Origin of the sequence: uncultured Ligilactobacillus sp., from assembly GCF_948826705.1 — a bacterium.
GTDB lineage: Bacteria > Bacillota > Bacilli > Lactobacillales > Lactobacillaceae > Ligilactobacillus.
On sequence record NZ_CAQLEL010000118.1, the window covers coordinates 1 to 6,401 of the forward strand.

Below are 6,401 nucleotides of genomic sequence, written 5' to 3' on the forward strand. Positions count from 1 at the left end.
CTACACTGTTAAAGTCAACTTTGGCGCTAAGGTGTGGTCCACTGGTCAAGCAATCCCGGATTGGGTCAAAGGCAATAGCTATGAAGTCATTCAAACTAGTGGCAACAAAGTCTTGCTCAAGGGCATTATGTCTTGGATCGATCGTTCTAACGTTGAGATCCTATCGACAGCTAAGCAAAACAATGCTCAATCTACAACAGGCACATACACCGTTCGTAGCGGTGACAGCTTGAGTGCGATCGCAGCGCGCTTTGGTACGTCAGTTAGTGCGTTACAGAGCGCTAACAACATTCGCAATGCTAACTTGATCTACCCCGGTCAAGTACTCAAAGTTGGCGGTCAAGCTACAATCATGAGCGTATATACAGTACGATCCGGTGATAATCTAAGCACGATCGCTAGTCGTCTAGGTACAACAGTATCGCATCTACAAAGCGTAAACGGGATCAGAAATGCAAATATTATTTATCCCGGTCAAAACTTGCGCTATTAGGTGATCGCTATGCGAAGAGTAACGATCAACAATAGTCTGCAAAAAGCTCGTGATACAAGTCGGATTTATGAACTTTTGTTGTTTGACGACGACAAGCAGACTATCGTGTCAGAAAGCGACAACGTCACTGTAAAGATCGGCAACAGGACAGGATTTTTGTTGGATATCGCTCCTGATATCGAAAACGGTGCGATCACGATCGATAGCGCAAAGTTTGCTGATCTACCTGCAGATGACTATCGCTTAGAAATTTGGATGTATCGCAATGAAAAGCTATATATCTATCCAGATGAAAAACAAATAACGTTGCGGCTATCTAGTACATTGAACGATATCACAGGTACAACATTGAGCACGATCACAATCGAGCAACTTAGAAAAGAGATTGCTAACGGCGATGCAGGTGTACCTATTGTTGGCCCAAAGGGCGACCGAGGCGAACCTGGTCCCAAAGGAGATCCCGGCCCAGTTGGTCCTGCTGGTCGTGACGGCCTAAATGGTAAGGATGGAGCGCAGGGCCCTAAAGGGGATCAAGGCGAAAAAGGTGCAGATGGCAAGTCTGCCTATCAAATTTGGCTTGATCTTGGGAACACGGGATCGGAGCAGGACTTTATTGACAGTTTGAAGGCTAAGTCTGAGACTGCTACGAGACATGCACCTACTAGCTGGACACTCGATCGCACCACCAAACCTTGGACACTTTGGTTTGACAACGGTTGTGGCTTACAGTTTCCAGAGTATGCTACAACCGCTACGGTCTATGGTTACGGCTTTGCTGGCAATTTAAATGCCACTGATTTTGCAACTTGGCCTCTTGTACCAAATATTATCAGTGCAACAAGAGGGGCGTTGACGATCGACAAGTTTAAAAGTAAAGTCGGATCATTTGACTACTGGGCACTAACGACTAAGGTGCTTGATCCACAGCAAGATGCAAGTAAGTACGAATGGTCTAACGCCTTTGGCAATGATGGTACAAATAGTGCTTCGTATGGTCGTAAGCCAGTATTTGCTCGTGTAATGTACGAATTGGGTATTTGGTCGGATAATGATGTGATGAACCTTGGAGCAGTCAGAAAGGGAGAATAAAATGTCGATTTATTATATGTATGATGCAGTGACGAAAGAATATATTGGTGAGGTGCAAGCGCCAAACCAACCGGAGCACTCGACAGAGCTACCACCAACTAGAACTTTAAATAATGAAGTTTATCATTTAGCAAATCCTAAATGGGATGGCACTAAGTGGACTGGAGACAATAAAGACTTAGATTTATTGAAGGCGATCGAAGATCTATCTATTCAAGTAGCGCAAAATACAGAATTGCTTTTAACTTTAACTGGAGGTGATGAAGAAGATGTATAACGTGTGCAAATCACTTCACAAGTTAGGTTTGTCGATCAAAAAATTTGTGAAGCTTAAATCTATTACAGCTGAGCAGTATGAAGAAATCACTGGCAAGAAATATGAATAGCTAAACTAAGCGCCACGCTCGAAAAAGTATCGGGCGTGGCGCTTTTTGTGTTATACTGGTAAAAGATCAATCGCCCCACATGGACCTATTTTAGTGTATAGGAACCGTACGTGGGGCTTTTTTACGCAAAAAAATTACCCTCCAACAAAAAAGTTGGAAGGTAAGACTGTTGCGAGTAACCAACTCGCCAAGCAAGAGATGACTCATGCTCACTTCATCATTATAATATGCTAGTTATTTATTTTTGTCAAGAAATTTTGTATACTTGACTAGTACGTGAAATCTAACCAATTTCAATTAGTACAGCTGGAGGTGAAACTTCATGCTCGCTTCAATTTTAAGCTTGATATTGGCTATCTTAGTCAATCTTGTATCAAGCATCATCTATGACTGGTTGAAAGACCGTCGATAGATAAACGTGCCCCAGTTGCTTGTCGGCTGGGGTGTTTTTTGAAATGGGCAATGTGATTATTGAAAGTGCGAAATTTTTGCAAAACGGGCAGATAATGGGCAATAAATGGGCAAAAAAATTCCACTTAAGCGGATATAAACAGTACTTAAGTGGAATAAAAGTTTGTTAGAAATTGCAATAAATCAAGTAAATGTTGATTTATTAGGCTTTGTTAATTTGCTCTAAGTCTTCATGACCGAAAACCACGTCTTAGATGATCTACCTGATTCTAACCAGCTCAATTTGTTCGCTGATTTTTGATAATTATATTTAAGATGTCCTCAAAATAGATGAGCACTATAATAAAAAGAACTTTAAAACTATTTTTGTTTTAAAGTTCTTTTTTTATTATAAATTTATATATTTACTTAAACTTTGATTTTAATTAATAATTAATAAGGTGTAAACAACCGTTAATTAATGATATAATAAAACCAATCTACATAATCCCTCTGTAGAAAATAAAGAGCAATAAGGATGTGATGTATACGAGATATATTCATAATTCTTAGGTGTTTCATAGGAATTTTTAGAGAAAGGTATGGTAAGACGTGGTAGGAAAAAATAATGTAAAAGCTATGCAAGAAAAACAAGGCGAGCATTATCGTAAATGGTCGATCAAACGTTTAAGTATTGGGGTCGTATCAGTCAGTGTTGCTGCAGGCTTTTTTATTTCAAGTAATTTAATTTCAAAAACAACAGTATTAGCTGATGAAAATACACAAGTTGAAAATGTGGCTACAGCAGAAAAAAATACTGATCCTGACAAGGTCATTTCGGAAGTGACTGCGCCATCAGAAAATACACAAGCTGATGAGAAAGACGTTACGACAGAAAAAAATACGACCCAGTTAGATGCTGCAACTGATAAAGTTAGTGATACTGAAACAGGTAAAGACACTAAAACAACGACTTCAGTACAAGCCGATCCAGTTGCTACGCCAAAGGATGAGGCAGAGACTAGTGCAACAGTTGACCAAGGAAATGACAAAGAAGCATTTACTAGAGTAGCAACAACATCATTAGATGTATCTTCAAATAATGTTGCTTTAGCAAATGATACATCAACTACAGCTCAACCGACTGCTCCTCAAGTTGCAGATAATACGCCAATTGACATTGATGCGATCGAATCGGGTAAAGTAACAACAGGTGGACAACTGACAAATGCAAATCAAGTAGTTAGTGGTTGGGTAGAATTAGCGCCTACTTCTGCAGTAGGGTACACTCCAGGAACAGGTGGTGCTACTAAACTTAATGACTACACGGTTTATTTGCAATGGATCGATACTGATGGTGCAATAAGTCCAGTTTATTCTACAAAAACACATAATCTAGCTGGAGCGGCCTCCAATGGTGGTGGAGATGGTACATTTGCTTTTGATCTACCAACTTTTACAGATGCTAATGGTGTTGAGCATAAATTCACCTTTATCCCAACTTCAAGCCAACGTCTCAAACTTTGGTTAGCGCCAGGGCAACAATCAGCTGATGGAAATGAATTAGTCACTTTCCGACCAGTAGTTGGGAATACGCCAGGTTTTTCGACCCCAACAACAGCTGGAGCCTTTTATTTGGCAGGAGCTAATTTGCAAAGAGCAAGTATTTATGTTGCAGAATTACCATCAACTGATACTTTAAATAAGTTAGTTGGTGATCCAAAGAATTGGCGTTATGATGATGCTGGTCCGGATAGTAATCCTGGTCTAGTTACGCAAGATACTAATCGGGTCTCGGGTTCTGTTTGGTGGGAAACTTCTAAAAATGGAACGACTTTTCCAACATCAACTGGAGAAAATTTTGTCGATCAAACAGCAGATGAAGCTAAGAATGGTTTTAGAGTAGTTACAGCTGCTTTGACGCCTGAAGGGATAGCTGCACTTAAGAGTACACAAGATGCGGATAATGTAAATGATAAAGTAAAAGAGCAGTTAGCGATTTTAGAAGCGCATCCAGAATATATCCAAGAAGTTGTAGTGGCGCCTGTGATCGATGGAAGATACACAGCTCATTTTACTGATGATATAGATACAGATGGCTTGTATCAATTCGTTCTTAATCCAAAGGGCGAAGTTCAAACCGCCTACAGTAATTATCCAGTACCAGCTTATGGTAATCCACGGCAATACACACATTCAAATCCATTTGTTGTAGGACAACAAGTGTATAATTCTCATTTTGCTTTAGTTCCTAATTTGGAAAATTATCAAATCGACATTACAAATTTTGATACAACTTCTAAAACTGCACTTCCAGGGGATAAAGCGATCTCAGATGTTAATGCAGTTTTCAGTCCAGGACAAGTGACGGAAATAGTTTGGCAAGCTGGTGGTAAAGAGATCAGTAGAACAGAAGTTACAAATTTAGCAGAAGCCAAAAAGGCTGCTGAATTTACTGTTCCTGCAGATATGACAACCGATACGATCTATGAAGTAGAATTGGTTGTTAATGGGGTCACAGTCGATGCGGATAGCTTTTTAGCTAAAATGCCTACTGACACAGATAAGTATACGGCAACAGGTGGTACTTTAGAAAAGGGCTTTGGTGAAGCAACGACAGCTGACCAAGTGACAGCTAAAGTAACGACAGATTACCCAGCAGGTGGCGCAGATCAACCAGTGATCGAAGTAGCACCAAATTATTTGACTAAGTTACCAGACGGTCAAAAAGCTGGAGATTACCACATTCCAGTGATCGTAACGTATCCAGACGGTACAAAAGATACGGCAGAAGTAACGGTGACGGTATTAGACAAAGTGATCGATCAAACGAAAGATCCAAGTCAACCGACCCCACAAGGTTATGTCAGAGTGGTATTTGAAGCTGGAGCAAACGGAAGTTTTGCGGCAGGCAGTTCAACGGTATTTGATGTAAAAGAAGGTACAGCGTTGACTGAATTGACATTACCACAAGTAAATGCCAATACAGGATTCGAACAAAAAGCTGGAACGAGAGCGCCATGGCCGAAACGCCTGCGAAAAGCAGCGCGACCCCGAGCCATACGACCACGAACGCCGTGCCGAAGACCAGCGGCTGGAAAAGCATCCACAGGGCGCACAGCAGCAGCAGAACCCCGCCGACGATGGTCCAACCGGCGCCCGAGATGCCCATGGCCCGCATGTCGCCGCCCAGACCGATGGTGCTGAAACCACGGAACAGGAGCCAGAACCCGAGCACGATAGGCAGCGTGACGGCCGAAAGGGCGACATTGAACACCAGAATCAGACCCAGAATAATCTGGATGACACCCCCGGCCAACATCCAGCCGCGGCCCGTGACGAAATGGTCGCTCGAAGCCGAGAGCACGACCTCCAGGATACCTGCGGCGAGGATGACCCAGCCGAAAAGCACCGCCATGCTTACGTAACTCTGAGCGGGATAGATGAACACGAGGATTCCGAGCACGAAAAGCGCGATGCCGATGAGCAGCATCAGCCACCAGTAACGCACGGCCTGCTTCGACCGCTCGATAAGGTAAGTTACATTTTTCATCGTAAAACTTGTTAAATTAAAGCTGTCTGTTCTCCGACAATTCGCGTGCCGGAGCGGACGCAGGCCGAATCGATCCGGACCCTGCCGAAGCGGAAAAGCCTGCACGGAATTAAACCGATAAAAACGGCCGGAAAGGAGCGATTGAAAAAATTTTGTTACTTTTGTCCGGAATTTTAACCTTGTACAACATGGCATCTCAATTACTCAAAGGAAAGAAAGGTCTGATTTTCGGAGCGCTCAACGAGCAGTCCATCGCCTGGAAAGTGGCGGAACGGGCAGTAGAGGAAGGCGCCGAAATCGTCCTCACGAATACGGCCATATCCATCCGCATGGGCACCATCGGCGAGCTGGCCAAAAAATGCAACACGATAGTGGTTCCGGCCGACGCAACGAGCGTGGAAGACCTGGAGAACCTCATCGACAAGACGTTGGAAGAAGAAAGTAATAGAGCTGGAGCAGATGAAAGAGACCTCGGATACAAAGCTTACAG

The 6,401-nt window shown here is 42.8% G+C and carries 6 protein-coding genes and 1 pseudogene; 6 read left to right on the top strand and 1 reads right to left on the bottom strand.

From position 1 onward, the window contains the following. The 5 genes from Q9Q35_RS08540 to Q9Q35_RS08555 all read left to right on the top strand — a co-directional run. Positions 1-493 (top strand): LysM peptidoglycan-binding domain-containing protein (locus tag Q9Q35_RS08540; RefSeq protein WP_304652987.1); only part of this gene is annotated, 493 nt, incomplete at its 5' end. Between the two features lie 9 nt (positions 494-502). Further along, positions 503-1,582 (top strand): collagen-like protein, encoded by a 1,080-nt coding sequence (locus Q9Q35_RS08545; RefSeq protein WP_304652988.1) that lies wholly within the window; start codon positions 503-505, stop codon positions 1,580-1,582. Between the two features lies 1 nt (position 1,583). Continuing rightward, on the top strand, positions 1,584-1,859 hold the full coding sequence (locus Q9Q35_RS08550) for a hypothetical protein (protein WP_304652989.1): 276 nt from the start codon (positions 1,584-1,586) through the stop codon (positions 1,857-1,859). Then, the gene (locus Q9Q35_RS11990; RefSeq protein WP_370648892.1) at positions 1,852-1,968 is read left to right on the top strand and encodes an XkdX family protein; all 117 of its coding nucleotides are present in this window, start codon (positions 1,852-1,854) and stop codon (positions 1,966-1,968) included. Before Q9Q35_RS08550 ends, Q9Q35_RS11990 begins: the two co-directional genes overlap by 8 nt. A 1,029-nt stretch (positions 1,969-2,997) precedes the next feature. Further along, on the top strand, positions 2,998-5,565 hold the full coding sequence (locus Q9Q35_RS08555; RefSeq protein WP_304652990.1) for a Rib/alpha-like domain-containing protein: 2,568 nt from the start codon (positions 2,998-3,000) through the stop codon (positions 5,563-5,565). On the opposite strand, the pseudogene Q9Q35_RS11995 reads toward Q9Q35_RS08555, so the two are convergent. Next, positions 5,516-6,106 (bottom strand): annotated as a pseudogene (locus tag Q9Q35_RS11995) (HdeD family acid-resistance protein); the annotation flags it as partial. The gene Q9Q35_RS08555 and the pseudogene Q9Q35_RS11995 overlap by 50 nt on opposite strands. On the opposite strand from Q9Q35_RS11995, the gene Q9Q35_RS08560 reads away from it, so the two are divergent. Continuing rightward, positions 6,100-6,401: SDR family oxidoreductase (locus Q9Q35_RS08560; protein WP_304652991.1), on the top strand; the 302-nt coding region annotated here is incomplete at its 3' end. The pseudogene Q9Q35_RS11995 and the gene Q9Q35_RS08560 overlap by 7 nt on opposite strands.

Excerpts from the sequence above, each read along its gene's own strand:
- Q9Q35_RS08545 (WP_304652988.1), top strand. The coding sequence starts at position 503 with ATGCGAAGAGTAACGATCAACAATAGTCTGCAAAAAGCTCGTGATACA.
- Q9Q35_RS08550 (WP_304652989.1), top strand. The coding sequence starts at position 1,584 with ATGTCGATTTATTATATGTATGATGCAGTGACGAAAGAATATATTGGT.
- Q9Q35_RS08555 (WP_304652990.1), top strand. The coding sequence starts at position 2,998 with ATGCAAGAAAAACAAGGCGAGCATTATCGTAAATGGTCGATCAAACGT.
- Q9Q35_RS11990 (WP_370648892.1), top strand. The coding sequence starts at position 1,852 with ATGTATAACGTGTGCAAATCACTTCACAAGTTAGGTTTGTCGATCAAA.